General features: G+C 72.6%; 18 protein-coding genes. 6 read left to right on the top strand and 12 right to left on the bottom strand.

Annotated features, from left to right (window positions below):
- Positions 1-40: 40 nt before the first annotated feature.
- Entirely contained in the window at positions 41-262 is a 222-nt protein-coding gene (gene rpmE, locus ACFPM7_RS25050; protein WP_378250214.1) for a 50S ribosomal protein L31, read from the bottom strand.
- A 221-nt stretch (positions 263-483) separates the two neighbouring features.
- Here rpmE and ACFPM7_RS25045 point away from each other — a divergent pair, with 221 nt between their 5' ends.
- Positions 484-849: a hypothetical protein gene (locus ACFPM7_RS25045; protein WP_378250213.1), complete on the top strand. Its 366-nt coding sequence runs from the start codon at positions 484-486 to the stop codon at positions 847-849.
- 20 nt (positions 850-869) lie between these two features.
- Here ACFPM7_RS25045 and ACFPM7_RS25040 read toward each other — a convergent pair whose 3' ends face one another.
- From ACFPM7_RS25040 to argS, 8 genes are all read right to left on the bottom strand, one after another.
- Positions 870-1,364, bottom strand: coding sequence for an SRPBCC family protein (locus tag ACFPM7_RS25040; protein ID WP_378250212.1), 495 nt, complete (start codon positions 1,362-1,364; stop codon positions 870-872).
- Positions 1,348-1,695 (bottom strand): ArsR/SmtB family transcription factor, encoded by a 348-nt coding sequence (locus ACFPM7_RS25035; RefSeq protein ID WP_378250211.1) that lies wholly within the window; start codon positions 1,693-1,695, stop codon positions 1,348-1,350. The genes ACFPM7_RS25040 and ACFPM7_RS25035 overlap by 17 nt, the downstream gene beginning before the upstream one ends.
- Before the next feature lie 114 nt (positions 1,696-1,809).
- Positions 1,810-3,858, bottom strand: coding sequence for a transcription termination factor Rho (gene rho / locus ACFPM7_RS25030; RefSeq protein ID WP_378250210.1), 2,049 nt, complete (start codon positions 3,856-3,858; stop codon positions 1,810-1,812).
- Between the two features lie 435 nt (positions 3,859-4,293).
- Positions 4,294-5,181, bottom strand: a complete 888-nt coding sequence (thrB, locus tag ACFPM7_RS25025) for a homoserine kinase (RefSeq protein ID WP_378250209.1) — start codon at positions 5,179-5,181, stop codon at positions 4,294-4,296.
- Positions 5,178-6,254, bottom strand: coding sequence for a threonine synthase (gene thrC / locus ACFPM7_RS25020; RefSeq protein WP_378250208.1), 1,077 nt, complete (start codon positions 6,252-6,254; stop codon positions 5,178-5,180). Before thrC ends, thrB begins: the two co-directional genes overlap by 4 nt.
- A complete protein-coding gene (locus ACFPM7_RS25015; RefSeq protein WP_378250207.1) occupies positions 6,251-7,558 on the bottom strand; it encodes a homoserine dehydrogenase in 1,308 nt (435 codons plus the stop codon). Before ACFPM7_RS25015 ends, thrC begins: the two co-directional genes overlap by 4 nt.
- Positions 7,555-8,991, bottom strand: a complete 1,437-nt coding sequence (gene lysA / locus ACFPM7_RS25010; RefSeq protein WP_378250206.1) for a diaminopimelate decarboxylase — start codon at positions 8,989-8,991, stop codon at positions 7,555-7,557. Before lysA ends, ACFPM7_RS25015 begins: the two co-directional genes overlap by 4 nt.
- A 13-nt stretch (positions 8,992-9,004) precedes the next feature.
- Positions 9,005-10,675, bottom strand: a complete 1,671-nt coding sequence (gene argS, locus ACFPM7_RS25005; RefSeq protein ID WP_378250205.1) for an arginine--tRNA ligase — start codon at positions 10,673-10,675, stop codon at positions 9,005-9,007.
- 60 nt (positions 10,676-10,735) lie between these two features.
- Between argS and ACFPM7_RS25000 the strand changes: the two genes are divergently transcribed.
- The 3 genes from ACFPM7_RS25000 to ACFPM7_RS24990 all read left to right on the top strand — a co-directional run bounded on the left by ACFPM7_RS25000 (position 10,736) and on the right by ACFPM7_RS24990 (position 13,049).
- On the top strand, positions 10,736-11,440 hold the full coding sequence (locus tag ACFPM7_RS25000) for a DUF3105 domain-containing protein (RefSeq protein WP_378250204.1): 705 nt from the start codon (positions 10,736-10,738) through the stop codon (positions 11,438-11,440).
- Positions 11,441-11,508: 68 nt separating this feature from the next.
- A complete protein-coding gene (locus ACFPM7_RS24995; RefSeq protein ID WP_378250203.1) occupies positions 11,509-12,324 on the top strand; it encodes a DUF3105 domain-containing protein in 816 nt (271 codons plus the stop codon).
- A 32-nt stretch (positions 12,325-12,356) separates the two neighbouring features.
- A complete protein-coding gene (locus ACFPM7_RS24990; protein ID WP_378250202.1) occupies positions 12,357-13,049 on the top strand; it encodes a DUF305 domain-containing protein in 693 nt (230 codons plus the stop codon).
- A gap of 1 nt (position 13,050) precedes the next feature.
- On the opposite strand, the gene ACFPM7_RS24985 is transcribed toward ACFPM7_RS24990, so the two are convergent.
- Positions 13,051-13,944, bottom strand: coding sequence for a cation diffusion facilitator family transporter (locus ACFPM7_RS24985; protein ID WP_378250201.1), 894 nt, complete (start codon positions 13,942-13,944; stop codon positions 13,051-13,053).
- 175 nt (positions 13,945-14,119) lie between these two features.
- Here ACFPM7_RS24985 and ACFPM7_RS24980 point away from each other — a divergent pair, with 175 nt between their 5' ends.
- The gene (locus ACFPM7_RS24980) at positions 14,120-15,313 is read left to right on the top strand and encodes a lytic transglycosylase domain-containing protein (protein ID WP_378250200.1); all 1,194 of its coding nucleotides are present in this window, start codon (positions 14,120-14,122) and stop codon (positions 15,311-15,313) included.
- Positions 15,314-15,717: 404 nt separating this feature from the next.
- Here the strand turns inward: ACFPM7_RS24980 and ACFPM7_RS24975 are convergent, their stop codons facing one another.
- A complete protein-coding gene (locus ACFPM7_RS24975) occupies positions 15,718-16,776 on the bottom strand; it encodes an alkene reductase (RefSeq protein WP_378250199.1) in 1,059 nt (352 codons plus the stop codon).
- Positions 16,777-16,878: 102 nt separating this feature from the next.
- On the opposite strand from ACFPM7_RS24975, the gene ACFPM7_RS24970 reads away from it, so the two are divergent.
- Entirely contained in the window at positions 16,879-17,364 is a 486-nt protein-coding gene (locus ACFPM7_RS24970; protein ID WP_378250198.1) for a MarR family winged helix-turn-helix transcriptional regulator, read from the top strand.
- A 14-nt stretch (positions 17,365-17,378) separates the two neighbouring features.
- Here ACFPM7_RS24970 and ACFPM7_RS24965 read toward each other — a convergent pair whose 3' ends face one another.
- Positions 17,379-18,248, bottom strand: coding sequence for a dihydrodipicolinate synthase family protein (locus ACFPM7_RS24965; protein WP_378250197.1), 870 nt, complete (start codon positions 18,246-18,248; stop codon positions 17,379-17,381).
- Positions 18,249-18,285 lie beyond the last annotated feature (37 nt).

Here is an 18,285-nt window from a genome sequence, read left to right as displayed (position 1 = left end):
GGCGCCCCCCCCGGGGGGGGGGCGGACGCCGTCGGCGACGCTACTTCTCGGCCTTGGCCCGCTTGCCGTAGCGCGCCTCGAAGCGCGCGACGCGGCCGCCGGTGTCCAGGATCTTCTGCTTGCCCGTGTAGAACGGGTGGCAGGCCGAGCAGACCTCGACGGTGATGCTGCCCGACTTCTTGGTGCTGCGCGTGGTGAAGCTGTTCCCGCAGCCGCAGTGCACCTCGGTCGAGACGTACTCGGGGTGGATGCCGTTCTTCATCAGTCGCCTTCCTCGGGTGGCCGCCGGGTCCCCGCGCGCGGGGTGAACCGGTGCCGGATTCGACCTGACAGTCTGCCAGACGCATGTCCTGCAACGCGCGGCCGGGTGTGGCTATTCCGGTGGCTGCCGCTCATCGCTTACCGGTAACCACTTGCCGACAGTGTCGCCCCGCTCACCGAAAGTGTCAGGACTACGCCGTTCGGCCGCCGCACACTGTCCGAGTGCTCTGCGCCGTGGACAGGCCCCTGTCGGTGACCGCGTGGCTGGCCGCCCCGCTGGTCTTCGCGGTGTCCGTGCTGGGCGTCACGGCCGCGCTGGGCCTGGTGGTCGACGCGCAGTGGAGGGTGGCGCCGTGCGCGGCCCTCGGCGGGGCCGCCGCCGCGATCGCCGCGGTGATGGCCGAGGCGGTCGCCTGGCGCTCGCGCGGGCAGCGCGTGGCGCTGTCGGCGGCCTACCCGGTCGCCCTGCTGGCCGCCGGGGCGGCGCTGGAAGGTGTGACACCGCCGACCTGGCTCGTCCTCGTCTCGGGCCTGGCGGCCGTGGCCGCCCTGCTGCGCCTGGTGTGGCAGCGGACCCGCGACGACTAGCCGCGGCCAGGGCCCGGGTCCTAGCCCAGCTCGACGGCGATCTCCTCCAGCATGTCGTAGGCGTCCTGCATGCCCGCCTCCATGCCGGACTCGATGTGCGCGGTGCGGTGCTCGGGCTTGGTGTGCACGACCTCGACGCGCATGGTGGTGCGGCCGTCGACCTCGGTGAGGGTGACGGTGTTGACCGACGCGTCGGCCTCGGTCAGGCCGGAGCCCTCGAACAGCTCGGTGGACACGAGCCTGCGCCCGGGGTCGATCTCGCGGTACTCGCCGCTGAAGGCGACCTCGTAGCCGTCCGGGGTGACCTGCACCCACCGCCACTTCCCGCCGACGCGCAGGTCGACGGCGCACTCGGTGACCTCGCCGCGGTTGGCGTGCCACCACCGGCGGATCAGCTCCGGCTCGGTGTTGACCCGCCACACCAGGTGCGCCGGGGCGTCGAACTCGCGGGTGATGACCAGCGTGCGGTCACCCACGAGGGTGATGACGGCGCTCTGCTTAGTCGTGGTTGCCATCTTCTTGCTCCTTCAGTTCGTCGAGAACGGCGTCCATGAGGTCGAAGCGCCGCTGCCAGGTCTCCTCGTAGCCCTTGACCCAGTCGTAGATGGATTTCAGGGGGTGGCCGTTGAGCCGGTACATCCGCTGCCGCCCTTCTTCCCGGACGACCACGAGCCCGACCTCGCGCAGGACCCGCAGGTGCTTGGAGACCAGCGGCTGCACGATGCCCATGGCGGCCACCAGCTCCGACACCGACCGCTCCCCGGCGGCGAGCAGATCGAGGATCTCCCGCCGCTTCGGCTCGGCCACCGCGTTGAACGCGTCGGTCGTGGTCGCTGCCCTTGCCATGCCCAGAACGATACATACTCATATCGGTATGCGTCAAGGCCGCAGAAAGGCCGCCCCGGTGCGGGACGGCCTCTGCGGTCTCTGACCTGCGGTTCTGACTAGTCGCGGGCCTGATCAGTCATCGTGCTGCGACGGGGTCGTCTTCGCCACCTGCATCAGGAACTCGATGTTGGTGCGGGACTTGCGCAGCCGGTCGAGCAGCAGCTCGATGGCGGCCTGGCTGTCCAGGGCGTGCAGCACGCGCCGGAGCTTGACGGTGACCGCCAGCTCGTCCGGCGAGAGCAGCAGCTCCTCCTTGCGGGTGCTGGACTGGTCGACGTCCACGGCCGGGAAGGTCCGCTTGTCGGCGATCTTGCGGTCCAGCTTCAGCTCGGCGTTGCCGGTGCCCTTGAACTCCTCGAAGATCACCGTGTCGGCCGCGGAGCCGGTCTCCACCAGCGCGGTCGCGATGATCGTCAGGGAGCCGCCGTTCTCGATGTTGCGCGCCGCGCCGAGGAAGCGCTTCGGCGGGTAGAGCGCGGTCGAGTCGACACCACCGGACAGGATGCGCCCGGACGCCGGGGCGGCCAGGTTGTACGCGCGGCCCAGCCGGGTGATCGAGTCCAGCAGCACGACCACGTCGTGGCCCATCTCCACCAGGCGCTTGGCGCGCTCGATGGACAGCTCGGCCACGGTGGTGTGGTCCGACGGCGGGCGGTCGAAGGTGGAGGCGATGACCTCGCCCTTCACCGACCGCTGCATGTCGGTGACCTCTTCGGGCCGCTCGTCCACGAGGACCACCATCAGGTAGCACTCGGGGTTGTTGGTGGTGATCGCGTTGGCGATCGCCTGCAGCACCGAGGTCTTGCCCGCCTTCGGCGGCGAGACGACCAGCGCGCGCTGGCCCTTGCCGAGCGGCATGACGAGGTCTATCACCCTCGTGGTGAGGATGTGCGGCTCGGTCTCCAGCCGCAGTCGCTCGTTCGGGTAGAGGGCGGTCAGCTTGGTGAACTCGGGGCGGTTGCGGGCCGCGTCCGGCTCCAGGCCGTTGATCGTCTCCACCCGCACCAGCGGGTTGAACTTCTGCCGCTGCTGCTCGCCCTCGCGCGGCTGGCGGACCAGGCCGGTGATGGCGTCGCCGCGGCGCAGGCCGTGCTTGCGCACCAGCGAGAGCGACACGTAGACGTCGTTCGGGCCGGACAGGTAGCCGGAGGTGCGCACGAAGGCGTAGTTCTCCAGCACGTCCAGGACACCGGCGACGGGTAGCAGGACGTCGTCCTCGCGCACCTCGGTGTCGTTCTGGCCGCCGCCGGTCTCGGGGCGGCCACCGCGCCTGCGGCGGTCCCGGAACCGGCGACCGCGGCGACCGCCGCGCTCGTCGTCGTCATCGTCGTCCATGACGCCGCCGCGGTTGTCCTGCTGCTGGCCGCGGTTGTCCTGGCGGCCACGGTCACGGTCCTGGCGGTCTCCACGGTCCTGCCGGTCACCACGGTCCTGGCGCTCGCCCCGGTCGGGACGGTCGCCGCGGTCCGGACGCTCCTGGCGGTCACCGCGGTCCTGGCGGTCGCCGCGGTCGCCACGCTCGGACCGGTCACCACGGTCACCGCGGTCACCGCGGTCTCCACGGTCACGGTCCTGGCGGTCCCCCCGGTCGCGCTGGCGCTCGCGACGGCCCTGGCCATCGCCCTGCTGGCGCTCGGTGCGCGGCTGCTCCTCGACGGGAGCGGGCGCCTCGACCGACGCGGCCGGGGCCTCGACGACGGCTTCGGCGGACTTCTCCGGGCTGCCCGCGGGCCGCACGACGGCGCGGCGGCGGCGGTTCTCCCGGCGCGGGGCCTCCTCGGCCACGGGCGCCTTGGGCTCAGCGGCCGGGGCCTCGGCGGCCTTCGGCGCGGCGGCCTTGGGCTCGGCCTTCGGCGCGGCCTTGGGGGCCTGCTCGGCCAGCGGCAGCTCCTGCGCCACCGGGCCCGAACCGCCCTGGCGCTCCTTGATGGCCGCGATCAGGTCGCCCTTGCGCATGCCCGCGATGCCGGTGATGCCCAGCTGCCCAGCGAGCTCCCGCAGCTCGGGGAGCACCATCCCGGACAGCCCTGCCCGCTTGCGCGTGGTCCCGCCGTTGCGCTTGGCGCCTGCTTCGGGGGATTCGGCAGCGCTGTCACTGCTGAGTAGATCGGTATTGCTCACACATGTCCTTCCTGACCGGTCCCCGCCTCCAACGTGGACCAGCGGACCGCCGCCCGACGGAACGCGAGACGGCCGTTCTCCCCATCGGCGGCGAGCACCCGACACGATCTTGACCACACCGCGCGTGACCACGCTGCGGGCCAATCGTGCGACTCGGTCGCCAATTGGGAGCATCTGGTCACCACGGTCGTCGGGTACCTGCCACTCACCGACCCGGAACTGGATTGCGCAGAACCGAGATCGTCGGCAGATGATGCGGCCCGGAGAAAGTTCCCGGGAACGACACCGGGCGCCCGTGCGCGCGGTGACTGAACGCCCCCGAGGGTAGACGCCCGTCACGCGTGGTGCAACAACCCCCCTACAGCGCGTCGCGCGAAACCGGCCGCTGCGCGGTGATGTGCGTCACCGGCCGGTTCCGAGCTGATGACAGCACGGTCACACAGCTTCCACCGAGACACCCGAGCGGTCCACGTCGACCGGCAGGGCGGTGAATCCGCCCAGGTCCAGGCCATCGGGCAGATCGGGCGAGGTGGACAGCGCCAGCACCGTCGGGCCCGCGCCGGACACCACCGCCGCCACCCCCCGCGCGCGCAGTTCGCGCACGAGCCGCAACGTCACCGGATAGGCGGATTCCCGATAATCCTGGTGCAGCTTGTCCGCGGTGGCGGGCAGCAGCAGCTCGGGCGCGGACGTCAGCGCGTGCACGGCCAGCGCGGCGCGCCCCGCGGCGTGCGCGGCGTCGGCGTGCGGCACGGCGTCGGGCAGCAGTCCCCTGGTCACGTGCGTGTCCGAGCGCTCGGCGGGCACGATCGCGGTCACCCGCAGGTCGGGGTGCGGCTCCAGGCGCGCGGCCCGGAAGCCGCGCTCGTCCCGCCAGGCGACGACGAACCCGCCGAGCACGCTGGCGGCGATGTTGTCGGCGTGGCCCTCGAACTCCGCGGCCAGGTGCAGCGCCTCGTCGTCCAGCGGCCTGCCCGCCAGCCCGTAGGCGGCGGCGACACCGGCGACGATGGCCGCGGCCGATGACCCGAGCCCGCGCGAGTGCGGGATGGCGTTCGCGCAGACCAGCTCCACCGGGCCGGGGTCGACGCCGAGCTTGGCCGCCGCCGCGCGCAGGGCGCGCAGGACCAGGTGCCGCTCGTCCAGCGGCACCTCTCCGGCGCCCTCCCCGGTGACGTGCACCGCGGTGGCGACGGCGGGCCGCACGACGATCTCGTCGTAGACCCCCAGCGCCATGCCGAGCGCGTCGAAGCCGGACCCCAGGTTCGCCGTGGAGCCGGGGACCCGGACCCGCACGCCCGAGCCGCCCACCGACTGGCTCACGCCAGTTCCAGGGCGGCCGCGACGGCGGTGTGGTCGACCGGCACCGGCTGGACCTCGGCCATGCCGAGCAGCGCGGTGTCGGGGTCCTTGAGGCCGTGGCCGGTCACCGTGCACACGACCGTGGCCCCGCGCGGCAGGCGGCCGTCGGCGGCGCAGGCCAGCAGACCGGCGACCGAGGCGGCCGAGGCGGGCTCGACGAAGACGCCCTCACGGCCGGCGAGCACCTTGTAGGCGGCCAGGATCTGCTCGTCGGAGACGGCGTCCACCAGCCCGCCGGACTCCTCGCGCGCGGTCACCGCGCCCGCCCAGGACGCCGGGCTGCCGACCCGGATCGCGGTGGCGATGGTCTCCGGGTTCGGCACGGGCTTGCCGCGCACGATCGGGGCCGCGCCCTCGGCCTGGAAGCCGAACAGCCTGGGCAGGGCCTCGATGACCCCGTCGCGCTGGTAGGCCTTGTAGCCCTGCCACAGCGCGGTGATGTTGCCCGCGTTGCCGACCGGCAGGAAGTGGATGTCCGGCGCGCGGCCGAGGACGTCGCAGACCTCCCAGGCGACCGTGCGCTGCCCGATGAGCCGCACCGGGTTCACCGAGTTGACCAGCTCGATCGGGTACTCGGCCGCGGTCTTCTGGGCCAGTTCGAGGCAGTCGTCGAAGTTGCCATCGATCTGCAGGATGCGCGCGCCGTAGGCGACGGCTTGGGCGAGCTTGCCCAGCGCGATCTTGCCGTTGGGCACCAGCACCGCACAGGTCAGCCCGGCGCGCGCGGCGTAGGCCGCCGCCGACGCCGAGGTGTTGCCGGTGGAGGCGCACAGCACGGCCTCGCGGCCGATCGCCTTGGCGTGGGTGACCGCGACGGTCATGCCGCGGTCCTTGAAGGAGCCGGTGGGGTTCACGCCCTCGGTCTTGAGGTAGACCGTCGCGCCGGTCAGCTCCGACAGGTGCGGCGCGGCCAGCAGCGGCGTATTGCCTTCCCCCAAGGTGATCACCTCCGCCCCCGGCGGGACCGCGATGCGGTCGGGGTAGGCCCGGATGATCCCGGGCCAGCCTGCCCGAACCCCGGTGGGAATCGTCATTTCTCCTCGCCTTCGACCCGCATCACGCTCACGACCTCGTGCACGAACGGCAGTCCGGCGATCTTGTCTACAGTGGACCGCAGGGCCGCGTCCGGCGCGGAGTGGGTGACGATGACCAGGCTCGCGTCGGCCGAGCGCCCTTCCTGGCGCACGGCGGCGATGCTCACCTCGTGCTGGGCGAACACGGCGGCCACGGCCGCCAGCACGCCCGCGCGGTCGGCCACGTCCAGGCTGATGTGGTACCTGGTCGCGGCCTGCGCGATGGGTCGGACCGGCAGGTCGGCGTAGGCCGACTCGCGCGGACCCCGCCCGCCGACGACCCGGTTGCGGGCTACCGCCACCAGGTCGCCGAGGACGGCGCTGGCGGTGGGTGCGCCGCCTGCGCCCTGTCCGTAGAACATGAGCTGGCCCGCGGCGTCGGCCTCGACGAACACCGCGTTGAACGCGCCGTTGACCCCGGCCAGCGGGTGGCTCCTCGGGATCATCGCCGGGTGTACGCGCACCGCGACGGACTCGCCGTCGTCGGTGGCCACGCGCTCGCAGATGGCCAGGAGCTTGATGGTGCGCCCCAGCCCGCGGGCGGCGGCGACGTCGGCCGGGGTGACCGCGGTGATGCCCTCGCGGTGCACCTGGCCCGCGGTGACCCGGGTGTGGAAGGCGATGGAGGCCAGGATCGCGGCCTTGGACGCGGCGTCGTAGCCCTCCACGTCGGCGGTCGGGTCGGCCTCGGCGTAGCCCAGCCGCGATGCCTCGTCCAGCGTCTCGGCGTAGCCGGCGCCGGTCTCGTCCATGGCCGAGAGGATGAAGTTCGTCGTGCCGTTGACGATGCCCATGACCCGGGTGATCCGGTCGCCCGCCAGCGACTCGCGCAGCGGGCGCAGCAGCGGGATCGCCCCGGCCACGGCGGCCTCGAAGTACAGGTCGGCCCCGGAGGCGTCGGCGGCGGCGAACAGGTCGCCCGCGTGCTCGGCCAGCAGCGCCTTGTTCGCGCTGACGACTGATTTGCCCGCTTCCAGCGCGCTGAGCAGCCAGTCGCGGGTCGGCTCGATCCCGCCGATGACCTCCACGACCACGTCCACGTCGTCGCGGGTCACCAGGGCGGCGGCGTCGGTGGTGAGCAGCTCGGCGGGCACGCCCGGGCGCGGCTTGTTCGCCCGGCGCACGGCGATGCCCGCCAGCTCGACCGGTGCACCCACCCGGGCGGCCAGGTCGTCGGCCTGCTCGGTGAGCAGCCGCACGATCTCGGTCCCGACCGTTCCGCAGCCCAGCAGGGCTACCCGGATGGCTTTACCGGTCTCGCTCACGGCACCTCCAGTCGCAGCAGGTCGTCCACGGTCTCCCGGCGCAGCAGCAGCCGCGCCGCGCCGTCGCGCACGGCCACCACGGCGGGCCGCGGGAGCCGGTTGTAGTTGCTGGCCATCGAGTAGCAGTAGGCACCCGTGGCCGCCACGGCGAGCAGGTCGCCGGGCGCCAGGTTCTCCGGCAGCCAGCAGTCTCGCACCACTACGTCACCGGACTCACAATGCTTGCCCACTACTCGGGACAGGGTTGCGCCCGTGCGCTGCCCCCCTTCACCGGAGGAGCGCGACACCAGGCGGGTGTCGTACACGGCGTCGTAGAGGGCCGTGCGGATGTTGTCGCTCATGCCGCCGTCCACGCTGACGTAGCGGCGGGAGGCCCCGTGGGCCAGCGCGACGTCCTTGGTGGTGCCGACCTCGTAGAGGGTGATGGTGCCCGGCCCGACGATGGCCCGGCCCGGCTCGACGGCCACCTTCGGCACCGCCACGCCCTCCTGCTCGCACTCCTTGGCGACGATGGCGCGCAGCTGCTCGGCCAGCCAGCTCGGCGGCGGCGGGTCGTCGGTGGCGGTGTAGGCGATGCCCAGGCCGCCGCCGAGGTCGACGGTGGTGAAGTCGGCCAGGGCGTCGGAGCCGTGGGTGCGGTGCAGCTGCCCGAGCAGGCCGATGACCCGGTGCGCGGCGATCTCGAAGCCGTCGGCGTCGAAGATCTGCGAGCCGATGTGGCTGTGCAGGCCGCTCAGCCGCAGGCCGTCGCACTTGAGGACCATCGCGCACGCCTCGGCCGCGGCCCCGCCCGCCAGCGAGAACCCGAACTTCTGGTCCTCGTGCGCGGTCGCGATGAACTCGTGGGTGTGCGCCTCGACGCCCACCGTGACCCGCACCAGCACCGCGGCGGTGGTGCCGCGGGCGCGGGCGATCTTGTCCAGCCGGACGATCTCGGCGAAGGAGTCGACCACGACCGTGCCCACCCCGGCGTCCATGGCCTCGGCCAGCTCGGCGGTGGACTTGTTGTTGCCGTGGAAGGTGATCCGCTCGGCCGGGAAGCCCGCGCGCAGCGCCACGGCCAGCTCGCCGCCGCTGCACACGTCCAGGCTCAGGCCCTCGTCGGCCACCCACCGGGCGATCTCCACGCTGAGGAACGCCTTGCCCGCGTAGTGCACGTTCGCCGGGTCGCCGAAGGCCTCGGCGTGCTCGCGGCAGCGGGCGCGGAAGTCGGCCTCGTCGACGACGAACAGCGGCGTGCCATAGGTCTCGGCCAGCTCGCGCACGTCGACGCCTGCCACGCGCACGGCGCCGTCGTCGCCGCGCGCGGCGCCGCGGGGCCAGACCTGCGGGTGCAGTTGGTCGATGACCTCGGGGCTCTCGGGCCGCTGGGTGCCGATGGTGCTGGGCGGCAGGATCTCGGCGTGGCGCGGGCCTGCCGGGTGTGCCCTCATCTGGAGTTCTCCGTCACATGCGCTCGGGGGCGTCCACGCCGAGCAGGCCGAGGCCGTTGGCCAGCACCTGCCGCGCCGCGGCGCACAGCGCGACCCGCGCGGCGTGCAGCGGGCCGGGGTCCTCGTCGCCCATCGGCAGCACCCGGCACGAGTCGTGGAATTTGTGGTACGCGCCCGCCAGCTCTTCCAGGTAGCGGGCGACGCGGTGCGGTTCGCGCAGCTCGGCGGCGGTGGCCACCACGCGCGGGAACTCGCCGATCGTGCGGATCAGCTCGCCCTCGCGCTCGTGCGAGAGCAGGCCGAGATCGACGCTGTCCGCGCCGGGGCCGGTGGGCACGCCGAGGTCGTCGGCGTTGCGCAGGATCGAGCTGAGGCGGGCGTGGGCGTACTGCACGTAGTAGACCGGGTTCTCGTTGCCGCGCTTGGCCCACAGCTCAAGGTCGATGTCCACGGCGGAGTCGACCGACGAGCGGATGAGGGCGTAGCGGGCCGCGTCCACGCCGACGGCGTCGACCAGGTCCTCCATCGTGATGACGGTGCCCGCGCGCTTGCTCATGCGCACCGGCTTGCCGCCGCTGACCAGGTTCACCAGCTGCCCGATGAGCACCTCGACGGTGCCGGGATCGTCGCCGAGGGCGGCCGCGGCGGCCTTGAGCCGGGCGACGTAGCCGTGGTGGTCGGCGCCCAGCAGGTACACGCAGAGGTCGAAGCCGCGGGCGCGCTTGTCCTGGAAGTAGGCGATGTCGCCGGCGATGTAGGCGGGGAGGCCGTCGCTCTTGATGACGACGCGGTCCTTGTCGTCGCCGTACTCCGTCGAGCGCAGCCACCACGCGCCCTCGTGCTCGTAGAGCGCGCCGGAGGCCTTCAGCTTCTCCACGGCCTCGCCGACCGCGCCGGAGGCGTGCAGGGAGTCCTCGTGGAAGTAGACGTCGAAGTCGGTCTTGAAGGCGCTCAGACTGGCCTTGATCTGCTCGAACATCATGCCGACGCCGACGCGGCGGAAGACCTCGGGCGAGTCGTCGGCGGCCAGCGCGTCGGGCTCGGCGCGCAGCACCTCGGCGGCGATGTCGGAGATGTAGGCGCCCGCGTAGCCGTCCTCGGGGGTGGGCTCGCCCTTGGCGGCGGCGATCAGCGAGCGCACGAAGCGGTCGATCTGGGCGCCCGCGTCGTTGAAGTAGTACTCGCGGGTGACCTCGGCGCCGGAGAAGGCCAGCACGCGGCCGAGCGCGTCGCCGACGGCCGCCCAGCGGGTGCCGCCCAGGTGCAGCGGCCCGGTCGGGTTCGCGCTGACGAACTCCAGATTGACCTTGCGGCCCGACAGCGCCCCGCCGCGCCCGTAGTCCGCGCCCGCGGTGAGCACCTGCGCGGCGATGGCGCCCTGCGCGGCGGCGGCCAGGCGGATGTTGATGAACCCGGGACCGGCGACCTCGGCCGAGTCCACCCCGCGGACCCCGGCGAGCGCCTCGACCAGCGCCGCGGCCAGCTCGCGCGGCGCGACGCCCGCCTTCTTGGCCACCTGCATGGCCACGTTCGTGGCGTAGTCGCCGTGCTCGGGGTTGCGCGGGCGCTCGACGGTCACCGCGGCGGGCACGATCGCCTCGGCGGCCTCCTGGTCGAGACCGCGGTCGCCGAGCACCCGCACGGTGGCGGCGCGGACGGCGTCGGCGAGGGCAGCTGGGGTCACGGTCGACCAGTCTAGGGAGCCCTCACCAGCGGGTTTCAGGTGACCCTAGACTCAGTCCCCATGGTCGGACGCGAGGGTGCGGGGCCGCGGTGGCGGCTCGCCGCGGTGCTGGTCGGGGCACTGCTGACGGCGGCGTGCGCGACGGTGGTCGACGGCACTCCGGTGGCCGCGCCCGGCGGGCAGGAGCAGGGCGGCGGAGATCAAGACGGCGGGCAGGGCGGCGAGGACCCCACCGCGGGCATCGACGGCGTCCTGGTGATCGACTACCCGCACGGCTCGCGGCACGTGGTGGCCCCGCAGCGGGTGGACTACGACCACCTGCCCCCGCTGGGCGGCGCGCACGACTCGTACTGGGCCCCCTGCATGGGCCAGGTTTTCACCGTTGCCGTTCGCACCGAGCATTTCGTGCACTCGATGGAGCACGGCGCCGTCTGGGTGACCTACAACCCCGACGCCGTGCGCGGCGCGGACCTGAAAGACCTGGTCAGCAAGGTCGAGGGCCAGCCGTACATGGTGCTGTCGCCCTTCCCCGGGCAGGAGTCGCCGGTCTCGCTGCAATCGTGGGGCAGGCAGCTGCGCCTCGACTCGGCAGATGACCCCCGCTTCACCCGGTTCGTGACCGCGACCAGGGGAAACCCGGAGCTGTCCCCCGAGCCGGGCGCCCGCTGCGACAGCGTCGGCCCGGAGTTCTTCGACGAGGACGACCCGCCGCCCTTCCAGGCGGGCCCGCCCGGCCCGAACTCGGTCCCGGTGACGGGCGGTTGACGGGAACCGAACACCCGGTCCATAAACTGACCCCGCAAGTGGTGTCCCCCTGAGTCCCGAGGACGGGCATGGCCAACAAGACCAAAAAGCAAAGCGGCAAGGCCGCGCTCAAGGCCGCTCGCGCCTCGGTCGTCTCGAAGAAGGGCCCGCCTTGGGGCCTGATCGGCGCGATCGTGGCAGTGGTGCTGATCGCGGGCGGCGTGTTCGGCTACGCCTTCATGGAGATCAACTCCGTGAAGGAGTTCACCGTCTCCGAGGAGAACAAGGACCCGTCGGACAACATCGACGGCGTGGTCAAGGTGAACTACGAGGGGTTGCAGCACGTCAACCCCGACCAGCGCGTCGCCTACGACCAGAACCCGCCGTTCGGCGGGCCGCACGACGGCGTCTGGGCGGACTGCACCGGTGTGGTCTACCCGGTGCCGGTGCGCAACGAGAGCATGGTCCACGCCCTTGAGCACGGCTCGGTGTGGATCGCCTACAACCCCGACCGGGTCAGCGGCCCGGCGCTCGACACGCTGAAGAGCAAGGTCGAGGGCCAGCCGTACATGATGCTGTCGCCGTACCCGGGCCTGGACCGGCCGTTCGCGCTGCAGTCGTGGGGCCACCAGCTCAAGCTCGACGACGTCAACGACGAGCGGGTCGACCAGTTCATCCGGTCGCTGCGGTCCAACCGGTTCCAGAACCCCGAGCCCGGCGGCCGCTGCGACAGCAACGGCACCGGCTTCGACCCGGCCAACCCGCCGCCGTTCGCCGCCGAGGCCCCCGGCCCGGACGCGATCAAGATGGACGGCAGCAACCTGGCCCCGCCGCAGACCTCCGCGCCGCAGCCCAGCGGTGAGGCCCCGGCGACGACCACCACCGCGCCCCCGGCGTCGCAGTGAGCCCCTCGGGGCCGGAGACCACCGAGAGCACCGTGGAAGACGAGCGGGAGCTGACCGAGGCGCCACCGCGCGCCTCGGGCGGCTCCCGCGCCGCTGTGTACTCCATCGCCGCTGTCGCGGTCCTGCTGGTCGGCGCGGCGATCGGGATGCTGCTCACCCTCGGCGTGGTGCGCCCGGAGTCCGTCCCCGACGACGGCTCGGTCGATGTCGGCTTCACCCAGGACATGCGGGTGCACCACCTGCAGGCCATCACGATGGCCGGGCAGGCCCGCGACCGCAGCACCGACGAGGCGGTGCGCGGCCTGGCCTTCGACATCGAGTCCACCCAGCTGGACCAGAGCGGCAGGCTGGCCGCCTGGCTGGCGGTGTGGGACCAGCCCGAGCTGCCCCCGCCCGGGGAGCCGCACATGCGCTGGATGCCCTCGGACGCCGGGCACCACAACCAGGGCGGCGCGGGGGTGGCCCGGATGCCGGGCATGGCCTCCACCGAGGAACTGGCGAAGCTGCGCTCGCTGTCCGGTCCCGAACTGGACGTCTACTTCCTGCAGCTGATGCTGCGCCACCACCAGGGCGGCCTGGAGATGGCCCGCTTCGCCGCGGGCAACGCTCAGACCAGCTACGTGCGCACCCTGGCGGAGAAGATCGCCGCCGGGCAGGACGCCGAGACGCTGGTCATGCGCAAGATGCTGGCCGACCGGGGCGCGCAGCCGCTGCCCTTCCCCTGAGTCACCAGGTCGGGGCGCACTTGTAGCTGGGCCCCTCGATCTGCAGGGTGGCGTGCTCGATGCCGTACTCGTGCTCCAGCAGGTCGCGGGCGGCGACCAGCACGGGCTCGGACTCGCCGTCGGCGGTGATGTGCGCCGAGACGACCTCCATCCCGCTGGTCAGCGTCCACACGTGCACGTCGTGCACCTCCACGACGCCGGGCAGCGCGGTCAGCCTGTCCGTCAGCTCGGTGACGTCGAACTTCTCCGGCGCGTGCTGGAACAGGATGCGCAGGGCGCGGCGGGCCAGCAGGTAGGTCCTGGGCAGCACCCAGAGGCCGATGGCGACGCCGACGACCGTGTCGGCGTAGCGCCAGCCGAAGACCAGGGTCACCACGGCGCTGAGGATCACGCCGACGGAGCCGATCAGGTCGGCGAGCACCTCCAGGTAGGCGCCGCGCACGTTGATGCTCTCCTTGGCGCCCTCGCGCAGCAGCAGGAAGGACACGACGTTGGCGGCCAGGCCCGCCAGCGCGGTCAGCAGCACGGGCCAGCCGGGCACGGCGGGCGGGTCGCCCAGGCGGTCGACGGCCTCGAACAGCACGTAGCCCGCGACACCGAACAGCAGCACGGCGTTGGCCAGGGCGGCGAGCACCTCGGCCCGGTAGAGCCCGAAGGTGCGGTTGGGCCTGCCCGCGGCCCGCTTGGCGGCCACGATCGCCGCCAGCGCGAGCCCGACGCCGATGACGTCGGTGAGCATGTGGGCGGCGTCGGAGAGCAGCGCCAGCGACGAGGTCGCCAGCCCGACGGCGAACTCGGCCAGCATGAACGCCGCCGCGATGCCGAAGGCCCACCACAGCCTGCCGACCATCCGCCCGGACGCGCTCCTCGGCGCGTGCCCGTGGCCGTGCCCCATAACCCGGTCTCCTCCCCCGTGGTCCACACCCGAGGGACATATAGTCGCATGCGCATGAGTGCCGCGCCAAGGGTCACACGAACGGGCGGAAGGACGACTTCCGGCCCGGACCTGGGCCTGGATACCTGGTACCACCGAAAGGAGATCCGCATCGCACCAGGAAGAAGGCCCAGGCTTGCGCATCCACTCCTGTGTCCGCCCCGTCACCGCGCTCGCGCTGGTCGTCCTCTGCATGGCCGCCAGCGGAACGCCCGGACCGGACGACGCCCAGGCCACCGCGAGCCCGCACCGCTCGGTCAAGGTCGAGCCCGCGACCGGCGTCAGCACGACGGAACTGCCCATCGCTCCCGCCCGGGTCTCCCTGCCCCACCCGCGCACCGAGCGCGCCGCCGTCGTGGCCGTCGCCGCACCGCAGCCGACCGGCGGCGAGGGCATCCCGGTGAACGTGCTGGCCGCCTACCGCGCCGCCGAGGCCACGGTGGCCCGCACGCACCCCGGCTGCCACCTCGCCTGGCACCACCTGGCGGGCATCGGCATCATCGAGTCCGGCCACGCCCGCGGCGGCCAGGCCACCCCGTCGGGCGACACCGCCCCCCGCATCCTCGGCCCCCGCCTCAACGGCGGCCCCGGCATCGCCGCGATCCCCGACACCGACCGAGGCCTCCTGGACAGCGACACCGTCTGGGACCGCGCCGTCGGCCCGATGCAGTTCATCCCGTCCACCTGGGCCGCCTACGGCACCGACGCCAACGGCGACGGCAAAGCCGACCCGCACAACCTCACCGACGCCGCCGCCTCAGCGGGCCACTACCTGTGCGCGGGCGGCATGGACCTGGCCAACCCGTCGGACCTGAGCGCCGCCGTCTTCCGCTACAACCACTCGATGGAGTACGTCGCGACAGTGATGTCGTGGATGCACACGTACTCCAACGGCGCGACCCCCGTCCCGGCCTTGCCCGCAGGCTCGACCGAAGCCCCAGCGCTGCTCACCTCCGACTCCCCCGAGAAGCCCAACCGCCCGGTGCAAACCCCCGCGCCCGTCCCCTCCCCCGCCCCGGAGCGCCCCGCCACCCGCCCGGAGGCCCCGGAGAAGCCCGCTCCGGGTGAGGACGCGGCGTCCGAAGAGCCCACCCCCGAGACGCCCTCAGAGGACCCCACCGAAGCCCCCTCCGAGCAGCCGACGGAACAGCCCACCGAAACCCCCGCCCCGAACACCATCGAACTGGTCCTCCCCTGCGGCGCCTTGGCCCACCTGGACGAGGAAGTCCTCCCGGAAGACATCCTGATCACCGAGAACTGCGACCCCACCAAGGAATCCGAGGCCGACGCGGAGACTGCGTCGCGCACGCCGGAGTCCACTCGCGACTAGCCCCGCCTGCACAGAGGCCCAAGACAACCGGCACCTGAAGCCGACCAGCAGCCCACCACAAAGGACGACAATCCACTGTGGTGGGCTGCTTGCCACCCACCACAGCCGACACCCTTCCGCCCAGCACGCCCCAACACACCACCACTACCAACACGCCCCGCCACACCATCTACCCCACCCCCGGCACACCACCTCAGTTCCGACACGCCCCAACACCACCCCACTTCCAGCATTCCCCGGCACACCACCCATCTCCGGCACATCACCCCCCGTGGCATGCCGGCCACCCACCCAGGCCTCACGCCCCACCCGAGTGTCCGATGGGTGAAGTTGGGAGGGTGGTCGGCAGCCCAAGCCCGGCGGTTCGTTGTCCAGGTTGGCATTCAGTGGCGGCGGGAGCCTGGTCAGGAAAGAGAAGGGTAGTCCGTGTAGCCCCGGTGGTCGCCACCGTAGAAGGTGCTCGGGTCGGGCGTGTTGAAGGGGCCGGACGCTGCCAGGCGCGCGGGCAAGTCCGGGTTCGCCAGGAACAGCGACCCGTACGAGACGATGTCGGCGATCCCGTCCGCGACCAGGTCCACTTCAGACAGCCCCGTCGGGCTGACTCCCGGATTCAGCACAAACGTCCCCGAGAAGCGCTTGCGCAGCTGCTCGGTCAGACCCCTGTCGTACTCGACCACATGCAGGTAGGCCAGGTTCAACGGCTCGATGGCGTCCACCAGCGCCAGGTGGGTCTCATCCGTGTTCTCCTCGCTGATGTCGTTGTACGTCCCCCCAGGCGAGATCCGCAGCCCCACCCGGTGTGCCCCCACAGCCTCAACCACGGCCCGAGCCACCTCGACCGCGAACCGGACACGCCCCTCCACCGATCCGCCCCACTCATCGGTGCGCAGGTTGGACCCGGTGGCCAGGAACTGGTTGATCAGATAGCCGTTCGCCCCATGCAGCTCAACCCCGTCGAACCCCGCCTCCACGGCGTTGCGGGCAGCAGTCGCGAAGTCGGCGATCGTCGCCTCGATCTCCGCCCCGGTCAGCTCGCGCGGCTCGACGAAGTCCTGCAGAGCCGACCCCGTGAACACCTGCCCGGCCGCGCGCACCGCCGACGGCGCGACAGGCGTGGCCCCGCCAGGGAGCAGTACCGGGTGACTGATGCGCCCAGCGTGCATGAGCTGCGCGAAGATCCGGCCGCCCGAGGCGTGCACCGCATCGGTCACCTGGCGCCAGGCCGCGATCTGCTCGGCGCTGTGCAGGCCCGGCGTGTTGGGATATCCCTGTCCGATCAGCGACGGCTGCGTCCCCTCGGTGATGATCAGGCCGGCGCTCGCCCGCTGGGCGTAGTACTCGGCCATCTGGGCCGTGGGTGTCGCGCCGGGGCCATATGCGCGGTTGCGGGTCATGGGGGCCATGGCGATGCGGTTGGCCAGCGGCAGCCCGGCGAGGTCGATCGGGTCGAAGGCGGTAGTCATGCCTGTCCGAACAGGTAATTGGCGGGAGCCCTTCCCGATCACCGAGATTGTGACTGCCATCACTGTCGCCGACGAGACGTAGGATGGCCCCCGGAGGTTCTGATGGCGCGTCGGACGGGCGAAGTGGCCGGGCACCGGCCGACCGTGCCCGTGCCCGCCACGGCGGCGTGCGGGCCGGTCAGCCACGCGATCTTCCGGCTCACCCGGCTGCACCGGATGGTCGCCGCCGCGCTGTTGCGGCGGGTCGGGCTGCACCCGGGGCAGGAGCTGCTGATGATGCAGCTCTGGGACTGCGGGCCGCAGCGGCAGGCCGACCTGGCGGCGCTGCTCGGCTCGGACTCGGCCACCATCACCCGCATGGTCCGCCGCCTGGAGCGCGGCGGGTTCGTGCGGTGCACGCCGAGCGCGACGGACGGGCGTTCGGTGATCGTGGAGTCGACGGCCGCCGGGCTCGCGCTGCGGGCCGAGGTCGCCCAGATGTGGCACGAGTTGGAGCGGCGGACCACCGAGGGGATGGACGAGCAGGCGCGCACCGCCACCCTCGACGCCCTCAAGCGCATGGAGTGCAACCTCCGCGAGATCGGCTAGATCGGCTAGAGCGCCTAGAGCGCCGAAAGCACAGCCAGCACAGCGTCGCGGCTTTCGGCGGCGGCGGGCAGCAGGGGCAGGCGCACCGACGGGGTCGGGATGCGGCCCTGGGCGTGCAGGACGGCCTTGAGGACTGTGGGGTTGGGCTCGGCGAACACCGCCCCGGCCACCGCCACCAGCCGGGCCACCAGCGCCGCATCGCCCGCCCCGTCCCGGACGAGCCGGGCGAAGTCGGCGGTGGCCAGGTGGGCCGAGGCCGCCACCGCGCCGCGCGCGCCCAGGGCCAGCATGGGGGCGATGAGGGCGTCGTCGCCGCAGAGGGCGGTGAAGTGCTCGGGGAGGTCGGTGAGGAACGCGGCGGCGTCGGCGTCGATCCGGCCGGTCGCGTACTTCACGCCGACCACGCCGGGGATCTCGGCGATCGCGCGCAGCGCGGCGGGCGGCAGCTCCTGGCCGGTCCTCTGGGGAACGTGGTAAACGATCAGCGGGACCGGGCTGGCCGCCGCCACCGCGCGCAGGTGGGCCAGCACGCCCGCGGCGCCGGGCCGGGTGAACGGCGGGACCAGCGCCATCGCCGCGGAGACCTCCGCCGGGAGCGCGCGGACGGCCGCCTCGGTGCTCGCGCCCACGACCAGCGGCACGTCGCGACCCCGGCAGACCTCCACCAGCGCGGTGACGACGGCGGCGCGCTCCTCCTCGGTGAGCGATCCCGGCTCACCGGTCGTGCCCAGCGCGACCAGTCCGGCCGCGCCGTCGTCCAGCACCTGCTTGGCGAGCCCGGCCAGCGCGTCGACGGCCACCCCGCCGTCGGCGTCGAAGGGGGTGATCAGGGGGACGAACACGCCGTCGAGGTCCATGAGCACAGGGTCGCGTGCGGTGAGCATCAGATCCAGTTCACGTTGGCATCGCTGAGCGTAAGCT

The sequence above is a fragment of the Actinokineospora guangxiensis genome, from assembly GCF_042657845.1.
GTDB lineage: Bacteria > Actinomycetota > Actinomycetes > Mycobacteriales > Pseudonocardiaceae > Actinokineospora > Actinokineospora guangxiensis.
The sequence above is the reverse complement of the archived record's forward strand: the minus strand, read 5'-3'. Positions and strand labels throughout refer to the sequence as shown.

What these genes read in the sequence shown, in the direction of transcription:
- rpmE (WP_378250214.1), bottom strand. Translation starts at nt 262, where the DNA reads ATGAAGAACGGCATCCACCCCGAGTACGTCTCGACCGAGGTGCACTGC.
- ACFPM7_RS25040 (WP_378250212.1), bottom strand. Translation starts at nt 1,364, where the DNA reads ATGGCAACCACGACTAAGCAGAGCGCCGTCATCACCCTCGTGGGTGAC.
- ACFPM7_RS25035 (WP_378250211.1), bottom strand. Translation starts at nt 1,695, where the DNA reads ATGGCAAGGGCAGCGACCACGACCGACGCGTTCAACGCGGTGGCCGAG.
- thrC (WP_378250208.1), bottom strand. Translation starts at nt 6,254, where the DNA reads ATGACGATTCCCACCGGGGTTCGGGCAGGCTGGCCCGGGATCATCCGG.
- lysA (WP_378250206.1), bottom strand. Translation starts at nt 8,991, where the DNA reads ATGAGGGCACACCCGGCAGGCCCGCGCCACGCCGAGATCCTGCCGCCC.
- ACFPM7_RS25000 (WP_378250204.1), top strand. Translation starts at nt 10,736, where the DNA reads ATGGTCGGACGCGAGGGTGCGGGGCCGCGGTGGCGGCTCGCCGCGGTG.
- ACFPM7_RS24995 (WP_378250203.1), top strand. Translation starts at nt 11,509, where the DNA reads ATGGCCAACAAGACCAAAAAGCAAAGCGGCAAGGCCGCGCTCAAGGCC.
- ACFPM7_RS24985 (WP_378250201.1), bottom strand. Translation starts at nt 13,944, where the DNA reads ATGGGGCACGGCCACGGGCACGCGCCGAGGAGCGCGTCCGGGCGGATG.
- ACFPM7_RS24975 (WP_378250199.1), bottom strand. Translation starts at nt 16,776, where the DNA reads ATGACTACCGCCTTCGACCCGATCGACCTCGCCGGGCTGCCGCTGGCC.
- ACFPM7_RS24970 (WP_378250198.1), top strand. Translation starts at nt 16,879, where the DNA reads ATGGCGCGTCGGACGGGCGAAGTGGCCGGGCACCGGCCGACCGTGCCC.
- ACFPM7_RS24965 (WP_378250197.1), bottom strand. Translation starts at nt 18,248, where the DNA reads ATGCTCACCGCACGCGACCCTGTGCTCATGGACCTCGACGGCGTGTTC.